16 protein-coding genes are annotated in these 20,793 nt (G+C 50.5%); 6 read left to right on the forward strand and 10 right to left on the reverse strand.

Going from position 1 to position 20,793, the window contains the following annotated elements; all coding sequences use genetic code 11:
- Positions 1-17 precede the first annotated feature (17 nt).
- The gene (locus BHV73_RS12205; RefSeq protein ID WP_022219475.1) at positions 18-563 is read right to left on the reverse strand and encodes a beta-class carbonic anhydrase; all 546 of its coding nucleotides are present in this window, start codon (positions 561-563) and stop codon (positions 18-20) included.
- Positions 564-675: 112 nt separating this feature from the next.
- On the opposite strand from BHV73_RS12205, the gene radA reads away from it, so the two are divergent.
- Both radA and BHV73_RS12215 read left to right on the forward strand, forming a co-directional pair.
- Positions 676-2,043 (forward strand): DNA repair protein RadA, encoded by a 1,368-nt coding sequence (radA, locus tag BHV73_RS12210; protein WP_286738428.1) that lies wholly within the window; start codon positions 676-678, stop codon positions 2,041-2,043.
- Between the two features lie 76 nt (positions 2,044-2,119).
- Positions 2,120-3,745 carry an NAD(P)/FAD-dependent oxidoreductase gene (locus BHV73_RS12215; RefSeq protein WP_286738430.1) on the forward strand — a complete coding sequence of 542 codons (1,626 nt, stop codon included), beginning with the start codon at positions 2,120-2,122 and terminating at the stop codon, positions 3,743-3,745.
- Here BHV73_RS12215 and BHV73_RS12220 read toward each other — a convergent pair.
- From BHV73_RS12220 to lpdA, 5 genes are all read right to left on the reverse strand, one after another.
- Complete coding sequence (locus tag BHV73_RS12220; RefSeq protein ID WP_039951147.1) at positions 3,737-4,243, reverse strand: flavodoxin; 507 nt, start codon at positions 4,241-4,243, stop codon at positions 3,737-3,739. The two genes, BHV73_RS12215 and BHV73_RS12220, sit on opposite strands and share 9 nt — an antisense overlap.
- A 17-nt stretch (positions 4,244-4,260) precedes the next feature.
- Positions 4,261-6,297 (reverse strand): alpha-ketoacid dehydrogenase subunit alpha/beta, encoded by a 2,037-nt coding sequence (locus tag BHV73_RS12225; protein WP_009122873.1) that lies wholly within the window; start codon positions 6,295-6,297, stop codon positions 4,261-4,263.
- An 18-nt stretch (positions 6,298-6,315) separates the two neighbouring features.
- Positions 6,316-7,692: a dihydrolipoamide acetyltransferase family protein gene (locus BHV73_RS12230; protein WP_286738432.1), complete on the reverse strand. Its 1,377-nt coding sequence runs from the start codon at positions 7,690-7,692 to the stop codon at positions 6,316-6,318.
- Between the two features lie 64 nt (positions 7,693-7,756).
- Positions 7,757-8,509: a lipoate--protein ligase family protein gene (locus BHV73_RS12235; RefSeq protein ID WP_286738434.1), complete on the reverse strand. Its 753-nt coding sequence runs from the start codon at positions 8,507-8,509 to the stop codon at positions 7,757-7,759.
- Positions 8,506-9,855, reverse strand: coding sequence for a dihydrolipoyl dehydrogenase (gene lpdA / locus BHV73_RS12240; RefSeq protein WP_286738435.1), 1,350 nt, complete (start codon positions 9,853-9,855; stop codon positions 8,506-8,508). Before lpdA ends, BHV73_RS12235 begins: the two co-directional genes overlap by 4 nt.
- A 142-nt stretch (positions 9,856-9,997) precedes the next feature.
- On the opposite strand from lpdA, the gene BHV73_RS12245 reads away from it, so the two are divergent.
- Both BHV73_RS12245 and BHV73_RS12250 read left to right on the forward strand, forming a co-directional pair.
- Positions 9,998-10,618, forward strand: a complete 621-nt coding sequence (locus BHV73_RS12245; protein ID WP_039951145.1) for a response regulator transcription factor — start codon at positions 9,998-10,000, stop codon at positions 10,616-10,618.
- Between the two features lie 88 nt (positions 10,619-10,706).
- Positions 10,707-13,181: a TonB-dependent receptor gene (locus BHV73_RS12250; RefSeq protein WP_022219466.1), complete on the forward strand. Its 2,475-nt coding sequence runs from the start codon at positions 10,707-10,709 to the stop codon at positions 13,179-13,181.
- On the opposite strand, the gene BHV73_RS12255 is transcribed toward BHV73_RS12250, so the two are convergent.
- The 4 genes from BHV73_RS12255 to metA all read right to left on the reverse strand — a co-directional run bounded on the left by BHV73_RS12255 (position 13,178) and on the right by metA (position 17,455).
- Complete coding sequence (locus tag BHV73_RS12255) at positions 13,178-13,477, reverse strand: hypothetical protein (protein WP_286738437.1); 300 nt, start codon at positions 13,475-13,477, stop codon at positions 13,178-13,180. The genes BHV73_RS12250 and BHV73_RS12255 overlap by 4 nt on opposite strands.
- Positions 13,447-14,493 (reverse strand): hypothetical protein, encoded by a 1,047-nt coding sequence (locus tag BHV73_RS12260; protein ID WP_286738438.1) that lies wholly within the window; start codon positions 14,491-14,493, stop codon positions 13,447-13,449. The genes BHV73_RS12255 and BHV73_RS12260 overlap by 31 nt, the downstream gene beginning before the upstream one ends.
- A gap of 183 nt (positions 14,494-14,676) precedes the next feature.
- Positions 14,677-16,536, reverse strand: coding sequence for a peptidase U32 family protein (locus BHV73_RS12265; protein ID WP_286738439.1), 1,860 nt, complete (start codon positions 16,534-16,536; stop codon positions 14,677-14,679).
- A 1-nt stretch (position 16,537) separates the two neighbouring features.
- Positions 16,538-17,455 carry a homoserine O-acetyltransferase MetA gene (metA, locus tag BHV73_RS12270; RefSeq protein WP_022219463.1) on the reverse strand — a complete coding sequence of 306 codons (918 nt, stop codon included), beginning with the start codon at positions 17,453-17,455 and terminating at the stop codon, positions 16,538-16,540.
- A 219-nt stretch (positions 17,456-17,674) separates the two neighbouring features.
- Here metA and BHV73_RS12275 point away from each other — a divergent pair, with 219 nt between their 5' ends.
- Both BHV73_RS12275 and BHV73_RS12280 read left to right on the forward strand, forming a co-directional pair.
- Positions 17,675-18,493 (forward strand): KilA-N domain-containing protein, encoded by an 819-nt coding sequence (locus BHV73_RS12275; RefSeq protein ID WP_039951045.1) that lies wholly within the window; start codon positions 17,675-17,677, stop codon positions 18,491-18,493.
- 369 nt (positions 18,494-18,862) lie between these two features.
- Complete coding sequence (locus tag BHV73_RS12280) at positions 18,863-20,776, forward strand: fimbrillin family protein (protein WP_286738441.1); 1,914 nt, start codon at positions 18,863-18,865, stop codon at positions 20,774-20,776.
- Positions 20,777-20,793 lie beyond the last annotated feature (17 nt).

Consider the following 20,793-nt stretch of genomic DNA (forward strand, 5'->3'; position numbering starts at 1 on the left):
CGGATAATCATAACCATTTATTCCACCACAGGACTCAAGGCTCCGGTAATCGAGTCTATGATAAACCCGGAAACATGCACGTCTTCCGGAATCAGCGGGTGTTCCAGAATAGCTTTCACTGTCTCCCGGACGGATTTCTCCGTATCGCCGAAACCGTAAAGCCACGAGTCGAAATCCACCCCGCAGAAACGTATCATATCTATCGTCTCCTGCTTGATACCGCGCGCTTTCATGTGTTCTATCATTTGGGCGCTGCTCATATGGCATGCACCACAATCGGAATGCGCAATGACCATCACCTCTTTCACCCCCAATTCATAGATAGCCACCATAAGACTGCGTATGACACTGCCGAAAGGATGCGAAATGATTCCGCCCGCATTCTTTATCATCTTGACATCACCGTTCTTGATACCCAAAGCCGCCGGAAGCAATTCCGTCAGACGGGTATCCATACAAGATAAGATGGCGATTTTCTTATCGGGATATTTGTTGGTGATATACTTCTCATATCCCTTGTTCTCTACAAACTGCTTATTGTATTTAAGAATATCTTCTATCATGGTTTCCGTTTTATATTTCTGAGAACAAATATAAAAAAACTCTGTGACACACCGCCGGCTCTGAAACGAAAAATCGTACCTTTGGGCAATTATTCTAAAGGAAGTTCTTTTTATGGCAAAAGAGAAGACGGTATATGTATGTAGCAACTGCGGACAGGAATCGCCCAAATGGGTAGGTAAATGCCCGTCGTGCGGAGAGTGGAACACCTATGTAGAAGAGATTGTACGCAAGGAAGCAGTAAACAAGCGTCCGGTATCGGGCATAGAAACAGCCAAAGCAAAACCCGTAACATTAAACGAGATTGCCGCCGATGACGAACCCCGCATCGACCTGCATGACGCGGAGCTGAACCGTGTGCTGGGCGGCGGGCTGGTGCAGGGCTCGCTCGTACTGATAGGCGGTGAACCGGGTATCGGCAAGTCCACCCTGGTACTGCAAACCATACTCCGCATACCGGAGAAACGCATCCTTTACATATCCGGGGAAGAAAGCGCCCGGCAGTTAAAACTGCGTGCCGACCGCCTGTCAAGTACGTCCTGTGACTGCCTGATTGTCTGTGAAACCTCGTTGGAACAGATTTATGTACATATCAGGAACACACATCCCGATTTAGTCATAATAGACTCCATACAGACCATTTCCACGGAAACGCTCGAATCCTCTCCGGGCAGCATAGCCCAAGTCAGGGAGTGCTCCGCCTCTATCCTGCGCTTTGCCAAAGAGACGCATACGGCGGTTATCCTCATCGGGCATATCAACAAAGAAGGAAGCATTGCCGGACCTAAAGTACTGGAACATATCGTAGACACCGTACTTCAATTTGAAGGCGACCAGCATTATATGTACCGCATCTTGCGCAGCATCAAAAACCGCTTCGGAAGCACCGCCGAACTGGGCATCTATGAAATGAGGCAGGACGGTCTGCGACAGGTAAGCAATCCTTCGGAGCTGCTTCTCAGCCAAGACCATGAAGGGATGAGCGGCATAACCATCGCCTCAGCCATAGAAGGCGTACGACCGTTCCTGATAGAGACGCAGGCATTGGTCAGCAGCGCCGTATACGGAAACCCGCAACGCTCCGCCACCGGTTTCGACATACGGAGAATGAATATGTTACTCGCCGTACTGGAGAAGCGCGTCGGCTTCAAACTCGTCCAGAAAGACGTTTTTCTCAATATCGCCGGCGGGCTGAAAGTAAACGACCCCGCTATCGACCTGGCCGTTATCAGCGCCATTCTGTCCAGCAACATGGATACCGCCATCGAACCCGAAATCTGTATGGCGGGAGAAATAGGGCTGTCCGGTGAAATCCGCCCCGTAAACCGGATTGAGCAACGCATCGGCGAAGCGGAAAAGCTCGGCTTCAAACGGTTTATATTACCAAAATACAATTTGCAGGGACTGAATACCTCCAAATTAAAGATAGAGCTGATACCGGTGAGAAAGGTGGAAGAAGCGTTCCGGGCACTGTTCGGCTAAATCCGTCCCAGGGTGATTTTGCCGCAGGGCATACGGATTAATACACATTATTATATAGTATACAGAAAGAAACCCAATGATACAAGAATACCAATTACGCGTGTTGCCTGAAATCGCAGCCAACGAACAACGCATAAAAAAATACCTCATACAAGAGAAAGGGCTGAACGCGCGCGACATTACGGCCACACGAATTCTGAAACGCAGCATCGATGCACGCCAACGGACCATCTTCGTAAACCTGACCGTGCGCACCTATCTCAATGAGATGCCGAAAGAGAAGGAGTATCAGGAAACCGTCTATCATAATGTGTCGGACAGGCCGCAAGTCATTGTTGTAGGAGCCGGCCCCGGCGGGCTGTTCGCCGCCTTGCGTCTGATAGAGCTTGGTTTGCGCCCCGTCATAGTGGAACGCGGAAAGAATGTGCGCGACCGCAAAAAAGACCTTGCCCTGATAGGAAGGGAGCAGACCGTCAACCCGGAATCCAATTACAGTTTCGGAGAAGGCGGCGCGGGAGCCTATTCGGACGGCAAGCTCTATACCCGCAGTAAAAAGCGGGGAAACGTAGATAAAATACTGAACGTATTCTGCCAGCATGGCGCTTCGTCTTCCATACTCGTAGACGCCCATCCCCATATCGGAACCGACAAACTGCCGCGGGTCATAGAAAATATGCGGAATACAATCATCAATTGTGGCGGTGAAGTGCATTTTGAGACACGCATGGACGCCCTTATCATTGAAAACGATGAAGTGAAAGGCATCGAAACCAATACCGGGCAAACGCTCCTCGGTCCTGTAATACTCGCCACCGGACACTCTGCACGGGATGTATACCGCTGGCTTGCAGCCAACCGGGTGGAAATAGAGGCCAAAGGCATCGCCGTAGGAGTACGCCTGGAACATCCCGCTTCCCTGATAGACCGGATACAATACCACAACCGCAACGGACGCGGCAAATACCTGCCCGCCGCCGAGTACAGCTTTGTCTCCCAGGTGGACGGAAGAGGCGTGTACAGCTTCTGCATGTGCCCCGGAGGCTTTGTCGTTCCGGCAGCCAGCGGTCCCCGGCAAATAGTAGTCAACGGCATGAGCCCCAGCAACCGGGGTTCCCGATGGAGCAACTCGGGAATGGTAGTGGAACTGCGCCCGGAAGACTTGGGGAATGATGAATTAAGAATGATGAATGAAGAATGGGCTGCGCAACAAAGCAGTGCGGCCGACGCTCGACTTTCGGATTTCAATTCCCAACTCAACATGATGTACTTTCAAGAAGCTTTGGAACGTCTTTGCTGGCAGCAGGGCAACATGAAGCAAACAGCACCGGCACAACGCATGGCAGACTTTACAAAGAAAAAGCTCAGCTACGACCTGCCGGAAAGTTCGTATGCTCCCGGACTGGTATCATCGCCTCTGCACTTCTGGATGCCGCCGTTCATCGCAGACCGGCTGAGCAAAGGTTTCCAGCAATTCGGAAAGTACAGCCACGGTTTCCTTACCAACGAAGCCACCATGATCGGGGTCGAAACCCGTACATCGGCTCCGGTGCGTATTGTCAGAGACAAAGATACGCTGCAACACGTCCGCCTGAAAGGGTTGTTTCCCTGCGGAGAGGGAGCCGGATATGCAGGCGGTATCGTATCAGCCGGGATTGACGGGGAACGGTGCGCGGAAGCCGTAGGCCGGCTCTTGCTACAATAATTCCGTTTTCAGCCGGTCACACCAGGCTTTGATACGCTTATCGGTTCTTCCGGACTGGTTCTCGATATCAATAACCAGTCCGCACCATTCATTACCTCGTAAAGCCTTCGACCGGTTGAATGAATACTCTTTAGCGGGAGTAAATCCCACTAAAGCAGCTCCCGCCTTTTCAAAAGCATCACCCAGAATACCCAGGCCGTCAACAAAATTATCGGGATAATTCACCTGGTCGCCCAGGCCGAAAAGAGCAACGCGCTTTCCTTTCAAGTCCAATGTCTCCAGTTCAGGAATCAGCTCATCCCAATAGGTGGGCAGCTCTCCGTCAAACCAGGTGGATACTCCGACAATCAAATTGTCATAGGCCTCGAAATCATTGCCCCAAGCCTGTTCGGCCGGAATAATATCCACATACTCCGTACCCAATGCCTCACGTATCTTCTTCGCTATCTGTGAGGTCTTCACTGCATTCGCAGCATAAAACAATCCTATCTTTTTCATAATCCGTTCATCTTTCATTAAAATTCCAGCAGCTTTTTGGCCGCATCATAAATTCTGTCCGCGTCCGGCAGGATAGCACGTTCCAATACCGGATGAAAACCTACGGGTGTAAAGGTGGAACCTACCCGCTGTACCGGAGCGTCCAGATAGCGGAACATATCCGAACCGATACCGGCGGCAATCTCGCCGCCAAAACCGCCGAACACCTTATCCTCGTGCACCACCAATGCCTTGCCGGTCTTCTTCACCGACTCATAAATCGTCTCCCTGTCCAGCGGAATCAAAGAACGTATATCGATGACTTCCACGTTCCAGCCGCCTTCTTTTTCCAGACGCTCGGCCACATTCAGACAGAGGTGCGTCGTATTGCCATAAGTAATGATGCTCAAGTCGGAACCCTCCCTGCGGATACGCGCCTTACCGAACGGAACTTCAAAATCTTCGGGTACGACCGTCGCCGCTTCCACCGAGTTATACAAAGCTTTCGGTTCGAGAAACAGCGTAAATCCGCGCGAGAGCATACTCGTACGAAGCAGTCCGGCAGCGTCATCCGCAAAGGACGGGTATACAATGCGCGCTCCGGGCAAGGTAGCCAAAGCCCCTTCGAGATTCTGCGAATGATAAAGCCCTCCGCCGATATAGCCGCCCGAAGCCAGACGTAACGTTACATTGGGAACAAACTTCCCGTTGCTGCGCCAGTACTCGTGCGTACATTCCACATACTGCTCAACCGCAGGCCAGAAGTAATCGGCAAACTCCGCACCTTCTATTACGACACGTATCTTCGGGTCAAAACGGCTCATGCCGTTTGCCGTACCCACAATATAGTCCTCGGCAATGGGCGCACTGAACACGCGCGCCTCTCCAAACTCCTGCTGCATACCTTTCGTAACATTAAAGACACCGCCCTTATCCTTATTGGCAACGTCTTGTCCCCAAATAAAAGTATCGGGATTATGCCGGAATTCCGCTTTCAGGGTCTCATTGATAGCATTCACCAGGAACTCTTTCCCGCCTTCCGTCTCGGAGTGCACACCGTCCCTGTATTTTTCAGGCTTATAAGGCTCGGGCAGTACATAGTCGAATATGGTCTTCGGATCCGGGTCGGGAGCAGCCAGCGCCTTACGGTTGGCTGCGGACAAATCTTTCTTCGCCTTTTCCTCAATCGCAACCAAATCTTCCTCGGTAAGGCGTTTGTAGCGCAGCAACATCCTGCGGAACTTCATCAAAGGATCGGCGGCCTTTACGTAAGTCAGCTCTCCTTCATCACGATACAACGTATGCTTGTCCGAATTGGAATGCGAACCGATACGCACACAATTGGCATGCACAATCACCGGATTGCGGTTAAGCAACGCGTATTCCCGCGCCTCGGTCATCGCATTCATCGAGTCAAAGACATCCTTGCCGTTGCAATGAATGATTTTCAAGTTCTTGAAACCGGAAAAGTTATCGGCAACCTTACGCGCCGCCGTCTGGTCTTTCTTCGGTACGGAGATGCCATATCCGTTATCCTGCCAGACGAAGATAACCGGCAGACGCTCCAGACTCGCACCGTTGACAGCCTCATACACAAACCCCTCGGACGAGGCCGACTCGCCATGCGAAGTGATAACCACTCCTTTATGCCCGTAATACACCATGGCCCGCGCCACGCCTGCGGCGTGCAGGTCGTGCGTACCTGTCGCCGAAGATATATTCTCGATATGCCACTCCGGTTTGGCGAAGTGATTGGACATGTGCCGTCCGCCGCTTCCCGGATCGGTAGCCTTCGAGATGCCGTTCAGTATCAGTTCTTCGGGAGTCATTCCTGCCGAAAGCACTGTCAGCATATCCCTGTAATAAGGAAAGAGGAAATCCTCTCCTTTGGTGAATACCTGTCCCATTGCCAGCTGTATGCCGTCATGCCCCGCATACGGAGCATGGTAAGACCAGCCTAAGGACTGCAACAGATAGGCAGGCGCTTTCTCGTCAAGCGCACGCCCCAAAGCCATTAAGTAATACCACTTCTTCAGCGTTTCCGCATCCGTGGTTTTTATATCATATTTCTTCATAATACTCTTTTTTTAGTTTTATTCATTCCAGTTCTCCAGGTAATTCTTGATGAAGTAGAGGAAGTTGCCTCCCAGCGACCCGTCCACCACTCGGTGGTCGTAAGACAAGGAAAGATACATCTTATGGCGGATAGCTATCACATCCCCTTCGGGCGTTTCCATAACGGCGGGTTTCTTCTCTATCACCCCTACTCCCAATATGGCGACCTGAGGCTGATTGATGATAGGCGTACCGAACAGCGATTTGAACGTGCCGAAATTGGTAATCGTAAACGTACCGCCCGCTATATCATCGGGCGTCAGTTTGTTGACGCGCGCTTTAGCCGCCAAGCCGTCTATCGCAATGGCAAGTCCGCTCAGGTTCAGCCGGTCGGCATCGCGCACAACAGGTACAATCAGGTTACCGTCGTTTTGCGATACGGCTATTCCCACATTGATATGCTTCTTGAACAAGATGTTATAACCTTCCACGGAAACATTCACCTGCGGATAGGCAACCAGTGCCTTGGCTGTCGCTTCGGTAATGGCAGGCATATAGGTCAGTTTCACCCCTTCACGTTTAAGGAAAGCCTCCTTATTCTTCTCACGCCACTTCACAAGTTTCGTCATATCCACTTCCACCAGCGTGGTTACGTGCGGAGAAGTATGTTTGGACATCACCATGTGGTCGGCAATCATCCGGCGGACACGATCCATCTCTTTCACCTCGATGCCTTCTGCGGAAGAGGTTGCAGTCGCGGACGAGGGCCGAGGCGCTACCGATGCCGATGTGCCTTGTACGGGGAATGCCGCCGATACCGGTTTCGGCGCGGCAGCCGCGCTCACCTTCGGAGCCGGCGTCACATCCGGCTTCGCAACGGCAACGCCCGCCCCGCCATTCTGTTTCCGTATGATATATCGCTTGATATCCTTTTTGCTCAAACGCCCCTGATAGCCTGTACCCGGTATCTTATCCAACTCCTCTTGCAATATCCGGGCTTCGCGCGCCAATTGGAGAACCACCGGAGAATACCAGCGCTCATCTTCCGACTTGGCGGCTTGCGCCTCAGGCAGTTCCCGCGCCGCGGCCGAAGCATCGGACGCAACATTATCCGCCGCAGCGACCTTGGCGCTTTCCGCCGTACCGGCAGGAGATTCGGAAACCTCATCGTCTCCACCCATATCCACCACGGCCACTACCGTACCTACCGCAACGGTATCGCCCTCCTGAAACAATATCTCCACTATCTTACCCTCCACCGGCGAAGGAATCTCCGCACTGACTTTGGCTGTATTCACTTCAAACAGCACATCATCTTCCTTGATGACGTCCCCCACTTGTACCGACCAGGAGACAATAGTCCCTTCGGTTATACTTTCGCCCAGCTTGGGCATCTTTATCTCAAATCTCGACATATAGTTAAGTTTTAGGTTATTAGTTCTTATTATGTAAACAAATCGCCCGGAAGTAAAGTTTACCTCACACCGAAACCGATACGGCCTTATCGTATATCCACTCCCCGCAGGCGTACTTTTCGGCCTTCAGCCGTTCAATCTCCTTCAAATCCCCGGGAGTGAAACGATAGATACGGCTGTCTCCCTTCTCAAAGAAGAAGTGAAACAGCAGACGGGCGAAGCGTCTCAGAGGCAGGACGGGCGACAGATGCTCACTGATATTCGTTACCGTACTTCTCACAGACGGAACGGCATGCAGCACGCGTGAACCGGGCAATAAATCCCCGTCACCGCCCTTTCCGCATAATGCGGCGTCCAGCGCCTGCAGGTTGGTGGAATACAATAAAGTACAATGATACATCACCCTGTTCTTATGGATGCACTGCGCACTGCCCGACACTTTCCGCCCGTCTACATAGATACCCATCCGCTTGTCGGTATACGCCACAATGCCGAGGGTTTCAAGGAAATCTACGGTCTGCCGCAGGTAGTACTCAAAGTCGGGACGCTCCACCGTTTCTATAAAGCTCAGATTGAGGTTGCCCTCATCGTGGTACACAGCCCCGCCACCGGAAAAACGGCGCGCCAACGCGATATCGTTCGCACGCAGATACGCCTCATCCGTTTCCTTCCGTACACTCTGGTGCTTGCCTATCACCACAGAAGGGGCGGACTGCCACACCATAAAGAAATTATCTTTCTTTTTCTTGAGAAGGTACTCTTCCGCCGCCAGATTAAAATACACATCCGTACAGCGGTTATCTATGCAGGATGTCATGCAAACAGTGTTTCGTGAAATATCTCTCCCACCGTAGGATGCGGGAATACGCTCTTTTGAAACTCCTCCACCGTATAGCCGTGCTGAACGGCAATACCCGCCACAACGACCATCTCCGATGCCGGATTGCCCAGCAGGTGGCAGCCGATAATCCGTTCGTCATCATCCAGCACCAGTTTGCACAGCCCGTTTCCCAATTCGTTTTCGGCAACGAAACGTCCGGAATACGCCATAGGCAGCTTCTGTATGTGATAGCCGGTGCCGGTGGCTTTCAGTTCTTCTTCGGTCTTCCCCACTCCGGCAACTTCCGGATTGGTATAGACCACACCCGGTATGCAGTCGTAGTTCATCATATCCTCTACTCCCAGAATATGGTTAACCGCCACTTCACTCTCACGAATCGCGGTGTGCGCCAGCATGGAACGCCCCGTTATATCGCCGCAGGCGTAAACGCGGGGATGGGACGTTTGCATATGCTCATCCACCTTCACGCCGTTGCGTAGCAGCTCGATATCCAGTTTGTCCAATCCCGCCTTATCGAGATTCGCCTTACGGCCTACGCTTACCAAAACTCTTCCGGCCTCTATCAGGGAAGCCTTGCCGTCCTTTTCGACAGTCACCCCCTCTTGGGACACCGCCGTTACTTTCGTATTCAGATAGAAGTTCACGCCCCGTTTCAGATATTCCGCACGCAGCATGCCGCTCGTTTCCTTGTCCATCGCCCCCAGTATCTCGGGCATCATCTCCACAACGCTCACCTTCACCCCCATACTGTTGAAGAAAGAGGCGAACTCCATGCCGATAACGCCGCCGCCGATGATAACCAGCGATTGGGGGAGCTCCTTGCTCTCGAGCGCTTCTTTGGAAGTCCAGTAATCCGTATCGGACAAGCCGGGTATCGGCGGGACAACCGTATCGGAACCGGTACACACCAGCAGATAGGTTGCTTCGTAGGTTTCACCGCCCGACACGATGCGGAACATTCCGTTCTCCTCACCCGCTATCACGGCTTCTCGCTCCACTATGGCGACGCCATACGAGCCGACTGTCATCTTCACGCCGCCCGTCAGTTTCTTTACAACTTTGTCTTTGCGGTCGATTATCTTTCCCATATCGAAAGCCGCCGCATCGGGAACGGCTATGCCGTATTTGGCGGCTCCTTTCATAGTATCCCACAGCTTGGCGGAATACAACAGTGTCTTTGTTGGAATACATCCTTCATTCAGGCACACGCCGCCAATGGCTTTCTTCTCAAACAAGACGGTCTTCAAACCGCCGGCAGCCGCTCTCTCGGCCGCTGTATATCCGGCAGGCCCGCCGCCGATAATGGCTATATCATATCTCATAACGTTAAGGTTTTAAGTTAGTTATAAACTACTAACAAATAAGAGAGTGACAGAGTTCTGCATTCGGGCGAAATTCATTTCCCCGCATTATAAGGATGATACAAAAATAATCCGTACTTTTGCGGGCAAACCCTGTATCTTTATGACAACTCCCGAAATAGCAATCGTCGCTCCCAACACACTGACCTCTTTGGGATTGCAGAACCTTCTGGAAGAGATTATCCCGATGGCCACCATCCGCGTGTTCCGTTCTTTCGCCGAACTCATGGACGACACGCCCGACATGTACGCCCATTACTTCATCTCTTCCCGGATATACTTCGAGCATACCTCTTTCTTCCTGCCCCGCAAACCCAAAACCATCGTACTGGCAGGCGGCGACAACCAGCCCCAGCTATCGGGAGTACCCACCCTGAACATCTATCAGGACGAGAAAAGCCTCATCAAAGATATTCTCCAACTGCACCGGTACGGCCATCACCACGGGCATCCGGGCAAGCAACCGGACGGCTCCCGCTCCTCCATGCCGCCCCATGCCGCCAACGGCGCCGACGACCACGACCTGTCCGCCCGCGAAATAGAAGTGTTGGTACTCATCACCAAAGGACTCATCAACAAAGAGATTGCCGACAAACTGAACATCAGCCTCACCACCGTCATCACCCACCGCAAGAACATCGTGGAGAAGCTGGGCATCAAGTCCGTATCGGGACTGACCATTTACGCCGTGATGCACGGCTACATTGACGCCGACGGGATATAATAAAGCGCTTCCCCCTCATAATCCTCATAAATTAGGATTGCACGGACTGGAGATTTCGCGTTACTTTGCAGCCGAAATAAAACCAGTTATGAAACAATATAAGATTATCACCCTGATTCTGATGCTCCTCACTGCCGGCAATGCGCTTGCAGAAGACCTGGACACCCTGAAAGTAGTGGACGTTGAAGAAATCCTCGTCATCGCAGCGCCCAAAGAAAACCGCAAGTTGCGCGAGCTGCCCACGGCCGTCACCCTGCTTTCGCAGGAAGACATGCAGGCTGCCCGGGTGGGCTCCATCAAGAACCTGACAGGACTTGTTCCCAACATGTTCATCCCCGACTACGGCTCACGCCTGACTTCCGCCGTTTACATCCGAGGCATCGGCTCGCGCATCAACACGCCGTCCATCGGACTGTATGTGGACAACATCCCCTACATCGACAAATCCGCTTTCGACTTCGACTACTCCGACATCGAACGCATCGACGTATTGCGCGGCCCGCAAGGAACCCTGTACGGACGCAACGCGATGGGCGGGCTGATTAAGATTCACACCAAATCGCCTTTCTCCTATCAGGGCACAGACTTCCGCATGGGCGCAGGCACGCACAATGCCTACAACACTTCGCTGACGCATTACCACCGGGTGTCCGAGCGTTTCGCTTTCTCCACCGGCGGCTTCTATGACTACGAAGGCGGCTTCTTCCGCAACGCGGCGCTGAACAATAAGAAAATAGATAAAGGACAGTCGGCCGGAGGACGCTTCCGCGGCATCTACCTGCCTTCCGAGAACTGGAAAGCGGACTTGAACATAAGCTACGAATACAGCGACCAGGGCGGCTATCCGTACTATTATACAGGCAGCGTCAATCCCGCCGCCCAAAGCGAAGACATGAAATCCTATATCGGTACAATCTCCAACAACCGCGAAAGCAGTTACTACCGCAATCTGCTGAATACAGGGCTGAACCTCGAATACCAGGCGCAGCGCTTCACCCTGAGCGCCGTAACGGGTTATCAGTTCCTGAAAGACCGCATGTTCATCGACCAGGATTTCACCGCAAAAGATATTTATACGCTGGAACAAAAGCAGCGCATCCATACCCTGAGCGAAGAGATTGTGATGAAAAGCAAAGGCAACGGCCGCTGGCAATGGGCCACGGGTGTATTCGGCTTCTACCAATGGCTGAAAACCGACGCACCGGTGACCTTCAGAGAAGACGGCATGAATATGCTGGGGCAGATGCTGGGCAGTGTAATCCCTTCCAAAATAGAAGTTACCATGATGCCGGGCATGGGACTCAATATCCTGCCGTCCTTGCAACTCGGCAGCGGCAATCTGCTCATTAACGGCAATTTCGACACGCCTCTTCTCAACGGAGCGCTGTTCCACCAATCCACTTTCCGGGACTTATTCGGCCTGACGGGATTATCCTTCACAGCCGGATTGCGTCTGGACTACGAGAAGATGAAGATGAACTACGACTCCGGTACCGCAATGGACTATACGGTAGGTATCAAGGGAGAAATGGTACGGGGCGGACAGGTTATCAAAGAAATACCGATGATGCCCGAGACGGCGCTCACCGTACAGTCACGCTACCGGGGTTCCATCGATAAGGATTACCTGCAACTGTTGCCTAAGTTTGCCCTTCAATACGATTTCAAAGACAATCTGGGCAACGTTTACGCAACCGTAAGCAAGGGCTACCGTTCGGGCGGATATAACATCCAGATGTTCTCCGACCTGTTGCAGTCCAGCCTGCAAAACGACATGAAGCGACAGACGAAAGAAGAAGTACTGAAAGCCATAGAAAACTCCCCCGGCGCATCTTACAAAGATTTTATCAGCGAAAAGTTCCCCGATGCAGGCGAGAACCCCGACGCCCGCTCCGCCACCGAGTACAAGCCGGAGCAAACCTGGAACTATGAAATCGGAGCCCACTTGAACCTTTTCAATAACCGTCTGCGCACCGATGCCGCACTCTTCTGGCTGGAGACGCGCGACCAGCAAATCTCACGTTTCGCGGGAGCGAGCGGCTTGGGACGCGAGACGGTCAACGCGGGCAAAAGCCGCAGCCTCGGCGCCGAACTGGCTCTGGCTGCCGCCATCACCACCGACTTCACGCTGAACACCAGCTACGGCTATACGTACGCCACCTTCAAGGATTACGTAACCAACGCCCGCGTCAACGGCCGGCTTCAGGAAATCAGCTATAATGGCCACTACGTACCTTTCGTCCCCAAACATACGCTGACCGTAGGCGGGCAGTACATTTTCCGCATCAATCCGGGATACTGGCTGGACCGCATCCAACTGAATGCCGGCTATACCGGTGCAGGACGCGTCTACTGGACGGAAGAAAATACCGTCAGCCAGTCGTTCTACGGTACGCTGAACGGACGTGTCAGTTTACAGAAAGGCCGCGGACAGATAGATTTCTGGGTGCGTAACGCGCTGGACAAGGATTATGCCGCTTTCTACTTTGAGAGCATGGGCAACGGGTTCATGCAGAAAGGACGCCCCATCCAGGCGGGAATCGAGCTGCGCTGCAGATTTTAGCAAATGAAACCGAACGTTTTCGGCAAGCCTGCAAACAGGTTTCGCAAGCCACTTACCATAAACAGGTTACGTGTACCAAAGTAATACCATGCTTTGGTACGCGAAATACCAACTGTTGGTACGGGAAGTACCACACATTGGTACATGAGGTACCACGCTTTGGTATGCGGAGTACCAACCGTTGGTACATGGAATACCAGCCGTTGGTAGACAACATACCCGCCTTTGGAACGGAATGTACCAACCGCCGATACCGATGAAATACTTATTCGTTGATTGCCCCGCAATGCGGACAAATTCCTTTCGCCCCTATCTTCTGTCCGCAATTACCGCAGCGATAGCGGGATGCAGCCAGTGACGAACGCAGTTTCCTGAGGAATACCCACACAAATACGGCGATAAACAAATAGCCGATATATATCTGGGTAGTCAATATAAAGAAGAAATAACAAAAGATGCAACAAGAGGCCAGCCCCAACAGATAGAACACTGCCGCCGCCGGACTCAGCAGACGGAACAAATCGTCGAGCACCGCCAGCAGCACAATGACAAACAACCAAAGGCTCATAAGGAACACAGAAAGCACGAACGGCACTTTAAACGGCGATAGCGTAGGATTGAAATAAAAATGCTGCCACGTCTCCGGTACAAATACCTGCATAGACTCGTACACGGTGGCGCTGAACGCCAGCAACAGGCATAGCAGCAACGGATATACACTGTCTATATCATTGAAGCAGACCATTTGCAACTGCCTGCGCCGGAACGCACGAAACAGCCATACCGCCACGAACAAGGCGAAAATAACAATGAAATAGGACGCATGCGTATCGCTGAACAGGTAAATGGCCTGGGAGATACTGTCCGTAGGAACAAAAGCCCGCATCATATCCTTTTCCCGAAGCCAGCCCTGCACTTCCTGAGAATGGGCGAGTTTCACCCATACGCTATCCACGCTGTCCGCGGGATGGATGGCAAACTCCGCCACTACCACCCTATCCCCTTTGTACAGCGTGTTGTAACAATCCTTTACAGGCAGACAGGCTATCGTCACCGAATCATCCTGTACCTCCAAGTTCGTATTCCACGTATAATGACGCTCATACAGATAAGCCAGCGAATCGCGGGTCTTTGCTCCCAGTTTTCCGTTTTCCAAGTCGGGACGGGGGTAATGGCAGGACGTAAGAACAAAAACAGTAAATATGAAGTATAAAGTATAAGGTATGAAGCATAAAGGGCGGGGCACACGCCGGACGGTGATGTCGCGTTTACAGCTACTTATGTTTACTTCCTCTTTCTTCATATTACACATTTCCGATACTCATTCGTAATCATCCTATTCTGAATCGTCTTGTACAGTCTGTCATTCAGAGCGGAGAGAATACTCTTTTTTTAGATGTATAGAGGGAAGAGATTCTTCGCTTCGCTCCGGATGACTGATAGTATAAGCTGATTATATGCATTTACTTATACTGTATACCTTATATTTTATACTTCATACTTTCTCTTCACTTACTTTCATCTGGCAGTTCTTGCAGTCAAAGGCGAGACGGAAGCGTTTGCCGTCCGTTCCTACCAGATAATAAGGTTCCCGGTACGGGGACTGTCCCTTTTGATGCGTAGGACACCAGCCCATGCTATAACGCAGGCAATGTTTGCAGAACATAAGTACGGCTTCGGGCACGGCCTGTTTCTCGTAAGCCGGTTCTATGGAAGCTACCCCGTGAGCCTGATAAAAGCCGCGGGCGGCAGTATTCATCACATTACCCAAATAGGTCAGGGACGTTATCGGGAAACGGTGGCGGGTAGGTTTCCACACGTGCAACTCACGGCGGTAAGTAATACGACGGGCGGCAATCAGCCTGTCTATCGCTTGGCGGCGCCAGTCGGCTATCGCCGAGGCGGGTATGAACCAGTTCTGCGACAGGTTGATTGCAATGGCGGGAGCCGCTTCCGGGGCACTGTCCCGTACCTCGAAAGGAGTATTTCCCAATTTGCCGAGCTGGGTGCGCAGGTTATCCTGTTGCGGAGTACGCGCAAGTTCTTTTGAAGAGGGGAAAGACAAGGTTATACGATTGTCGTCCTCGTCCTCGGCGGTCAGCGCAAAGCCCGAAGGGGTATCTGCCAGTTCCCATTTTATGCCGATTTTACGCTCGGCGGACTTACGGGCCAGGACGCGCTCAAAGTCCTGGTCGAAATTACGGTAAAGACGGGTGCGCGGTTTGATGCGGGGCATATCGCCTGCCGGATACAATTTGTTGCCGTCCACCCGATTGATGCGGAAACCTTGCAAACGTCCCTGTTCGTCGAGAAAGCAAACACCGTCTCCGTTATGGAAGGGTTTCACTCCGGCCACGGTAAGGTAGTTGCCACGCTGCTCTTTCATCGTTCCCATCTCCTCGCCCAAGGATTTCGGCGTATCGAAAGAGGATATTTCCCGATCGCGGCCTTGCAGAAAGTAATGGGTGAAGCCGCGGCTGAAACTCTTGTCCAATTGTGGCTTGAAACCGAAACGGCAAATGCCCGAGGAAGCGCGTACATACTCCTTGCGGCGGGCAAAGACAGCATCCAGTTTCTGACGGTAGGCGGCTGTGACATTCTTCACGTAAGAAACGTCTTTCAACCGCCCCTCTATTTTCAGGGAAGAAGCGCCGGCATCCAGCAGTTCTTCCAGCACTTCACTTTGGTTCAAGTCTTTCAAAGAGAGCAGGTGCTTGTCGCGGACGATGGTTTTTCCGTCCGCATCCACCAGACTGAACGGCAGGCGGCAGAACTGGGCGCACTCTCCCCGGTTGGCGCTTCTGCCAAAGCATGCCTGACTGACGTAGCACTGTCCGCTATAACTTACACAAAGCGCGCCATGTACAAAGACTTCCAAAGGCGTCTCCGGACAGGCCTCATGGATATTGCGTATCTCCTGCAATGAAAGCTCGCGCGCCAGCACCACTTGGCGAAAGCCCGCATCCGCCAGAAAACGAACTTTCTCCGGTGTACGGTTGTCCATCTGCGTACTGCCATGCAACGGTATGGGCGGCAGGTTCAGACGGGTAATGCCCATGTCCTGCACAATCAGCGCATCTACACCGATACGGTACAACTCCCAAATCATCTTTTCCGTTTCCGCCAGTTCTTCTTCTTTCAGAATGGTATTTACCGTGACATAGATACGTACATTGTACAAATGGGCGTATGCCGTCAAAGCGGCAATGTCTTCCAGCGAATTAACCGCCGCAGCACGTGCGCCGAACTTCGGAGCGCCTATATATACCGCATCCGCACCATGATTGACGGCTTCAATGCCGCACTCCAGATTCTTGGCGGGCGCCAACAGCTCTATCTTCCGTTGCTTTATCATGCTATTTGATATCTTCAATGTTGAACGGGGTTTCCTGATATACAAAGTAGTTCAGCCAGTTGGAAAACAACAGGTTGGCATGCGCGCGCCAACGCACCAATACGCCTTTGTCCGGATTATCATCCACATAGTAATTGCGGGGCATCTCGATGGGCAACCCCTTATCCAAGTCGCGACGGTACTCCGTATCGAGCGTCAGCGGGGAGTATTCGGAATGACCGGTTACGAAAAACTCACGTCCGTTACGCGCCATCACCATGTAGACTCCCGCGTCTCTCGACTCCGAGAGCAGTGTCAGTTCGGGAACTTTCAGAATATCTTCCTTGCGAACTTCCGTATGGCGGCTGTGGGGCACATGGAACACATCGTCAAAACCACGGAAAATGGGATAGAGAGGTTGCAGCGTACGATGCTCGAATATACCGAACATCTTTGCGTCCAACGGGTATTTGGGTACTCCGTAATGATGGTAAAGTCCGGCTTGCGCAGCCCAACAGATATAAAGGGTGGACGTGACATGCGTACGCGCCCAATCGAAAATCTCGGTAATCTCGTCCCAATAGGTCACTTCCTCAAAATCCATCTGTTCCACAGGAGCGCCGGTGATAATCATGCCGTCATACTTCTCGTCACGCATCTTCTCAAAATCCGTGTAGAAAGTTTTCATATGCTCTATCGGAGTATTCTTTGAGGTATGGCTCTTGATTTTCATAAACGAAATCTCCACCTGCAACGGAGTATTGGACAGCAAACGCACCAAATCGGTTTCCGTCGTAATCTTCAACGGCATCAGATTCAATATGACAATCCGCAACGGACGAATGTCCTGTTGGGTGGCACGTGAATTATCGATAACGAAGATGTTTTCCTCTTTCAGCAGCTCTATCGCGGGAAGTTTATCGGGTAAATTTAAAGGCATAAGCTCTGTTCTATGGTTTAACTAATTACTGTTTACGATTTTAGCGTGTAAAGTTAGATAAAAAATCAGAGCGATATAAATAAATTGCGGAAGTTTTTGTTGAATTATATCCTTTATCGGAATCTCCATACCATATTTTTGCAAATAGTTCATTGGAAAGGAGATAATCTTGTGAATTATAGTACCTTTGTGATCGAAACTCAAAGCATCGATTACATAATGGCGAAAATTATCGTTCAAGACACACTGATTACCGTTCTTAATTTTGAAGAACAAGATTATATATCTCTTACCGACATGGCTTCTGCCAAAGAGGGGGACAGCAGAGCGGCGGATGTGATTAAGAACTGGATAAGAAGCCGTTATACGATTGAATTTCTTGGCACATGGGAAGTCATCCATAATCCTAATTTTAAAGTGGTCGAATTCGACCACTTTAGAAAGAGCGCAGGACTACCGTCGTTTGTACTAAGTGCTTCCGAATGGATAGAACGCACCAATGCCATCGGTATCATCGTAAAAAAGGGGCGTTATGGCGGAACGTACGCCCATAAGGATATCGCTTTTGAATTCGGTTCCGCAATCAGCGTACCTTTCAAACTCTACCTTATCGAGGAATTTCAACGATTAAAGACTGAAGAACAACGTCAACTGGGTTGGTCGGTAAAACGTGAGCTGTCGAAAATCAACTATCGCATACATACTGATGCCATAAAACAAAACCTTATTCCGCCGGAAGTCACACCGGCGCAAGCAAGTATTATTTATGCCAATGAAGCCGACGTGTTGAATGTAGCCATGTTCGGTATGACAGCAAAACAATGGCGGGAAACAAATCCTGACCTAAAAGGTAATATTCGTGATTATGCTACTGTCAATGAGCTGATCTGCCTGTCGAACATGGAAAACCTGAATGCCGTTTTTATCGAGCAGGGTATGACACAAAGGGAACGTCTTGTCAAGCTAAACCAAATAGCGATTCATCAAATGAACATATTGGGAAATGGCGATAATAATAACCATAGGTTATTGGAATAAAGAGCTATGGGATTAAGTTAGGAATATACTTCACGTAACCTGTTTTTTTGAGGTAGCAAAAATTTAATCCACCTTGCTGCATATTACTCAAATTTGTAATAACGCAGTGTATATACTTTAAATTGAGCGACTGTTTTTGTGATTATTCCAAAGATTTAGTATACTTTTGTACCCTTGTCTTATAGAGATATAAAAAGAAGAAGAAAAGTACCGGGCTATCAAGCGTGACAGCCAACAATAGAAATCCGGAAGCGTAAATAACTTTCTCATAACATTTGTGGTTCTGCCCAATCTGATATATCAATAACACATAAGCTTTTGAGTACGAACCAAAGACGAAGTTTTTTTGTCTTACAAAACTACTGTAACATGAATATAATGAAAAACGCTTTCAAGAGGATAAATAATGTACTATATCTGATTATAGCCTTATTAATAGCCTCTTGCGTCAACAAGATAGACGATGAAATCAAGGAAAGTAATATCCCGATTTCCTTTTCCGTCAAAACAAGTAAAACTACCACCAAAGCAGCCAAAAGCACTTTTGAAACCGGAGACAGAACCGGAGTCTTCGCCATGCTGACGGGCAACTCTTTGGATAAGCAACGATATATTGACAACCTGCTGCTGGAATGCGGTGAAGGCAGTAAGCTGATACCCAAGAAAGAAGTATACTATCCGGAAGGTGATGCCACACTGGATTTCATCAGTTATTATCCGTATCAGACCGAAAGTGTCTCCAAAGGAAGTTCCTTACTGAACGTTGCTGTCCAAACCGACCAGAGTAAAGCCGCCGACTACAGCCTCTCCAATTTCATGACCGCCCGTATCGAGGATGTATCCAACAGCGAGAAAACCGTAAAACTGGAATATAAGCACCAGTTTGCGAAAATAAAGTTAGTCCTTACGCCTAAAGAGGGAGAAGATGCAGACGATATGCTCAAAGCCAATCCCAGAATCATAGCTACGGGATTCAAAACGCAAGCCGTATACGACCTGCAATCAGATAAATTATCCGGTATCGATGATGCCAGCGAAATGGATATTATACCTTTCGGCACGTGGAAGAAAGAGGGTAACTCTTTATCCGGTAAGGAGTTTATCGTTATTCCGCAGACACATTCCGACAGCGGACAGGCTTTTACATTGGAATGGAACGGCAAAATCTATATCTGCTCTCTCCCGTCGGCAGCCATCAAAGAAGATACGGAATTGGAAATTCGTATCAACGCGCTGCAAAGTACAAGCGAAACCCTGACCGGAGTTATCGCCGGCATCAAGGAATGGGGATTCAGCGAGCAAGGAGAGAGCGAAAACAGATATGACATCACCGCCATCCATACAGCCTCACTGTCATTCAAAACATCCGACGTTTACAGAATATATCATCAGGGAAAGCCCGTGGCAGAAGTATGCCGGGAGTACCTTTACGCAACCGCTGCCGATGCTGTCGATTCCAGAGCGATTGTAGTCTATCCCGTACAAGACAATGAGCGGACGGACTTAATGAACGGTATCGTTTTACAACTGCCGGACAAAACCGCCATGATACACGGCGGCAGGGTGAGCTGGAATGAATCGGAAAACTCACTGGCCTACACCTCCGGGCACTCCCAACCCATCGAAAAGTTCTATATAGACGCAAGCAAAAAGATAGTCACTGAAAAACCTGCCGCTGCAACGCTGGCTATCAACGTCAGCAGCTATGTAATCAGAGATATACGAAACGGGATTTTACAAACCTATCCTATCGTGAAAATAGGTACACAGTATTGGATGAAAGAAGATTTACAAGCCGCCTATTATAACGATAGCAGAAGCATGCCTCTCGGAAAAAACCTTGGTGGAGGCGAAAGTTACTTCAAATGGGACGATTGTGACGCCTGCTTTTATAACGGTGAAGCAGTCCTGACCGAGAAGCTGGCTCCGCTGGATTGGAAACTGCCTGCTCCAAATGATTGGAGCAGGTTGAAAGAATACGTGGGGGAGAATGCTTCCGCACTAAAAAAGGCGGATGCATGGAGCTCCGACGTTTATTCCGCAACCAATGAAACCGGATTCGGCATTCAGCCCAGAGGACTGCTTCTGGAAAGAGAAAACAAAACAACCTTGGTAAACGCAAATTCATCTACCGCCTACTGGGTGTACAACAGCACACAAAAGCAATTGGATACGGTCGTAATGTTTACGAACGGCAATAACGACATCGCTTTAAAGAATGCCGTCAAACCGGAAGGCAAAGATTATTATAATGCGTTTTCCGTTCGCTGCATAAAAGAATAGCCTGCCCGGCGGGCATT

It is taken from the genome of Bacteroides sp. 44_46, from assembly GCF_001915465.1.
GTDB lineage: Bacteria > Bacteroidota > Bacteroidia > Bacteroidales > Bacteroidaceae > Bacteroides > Bacteroides clarus.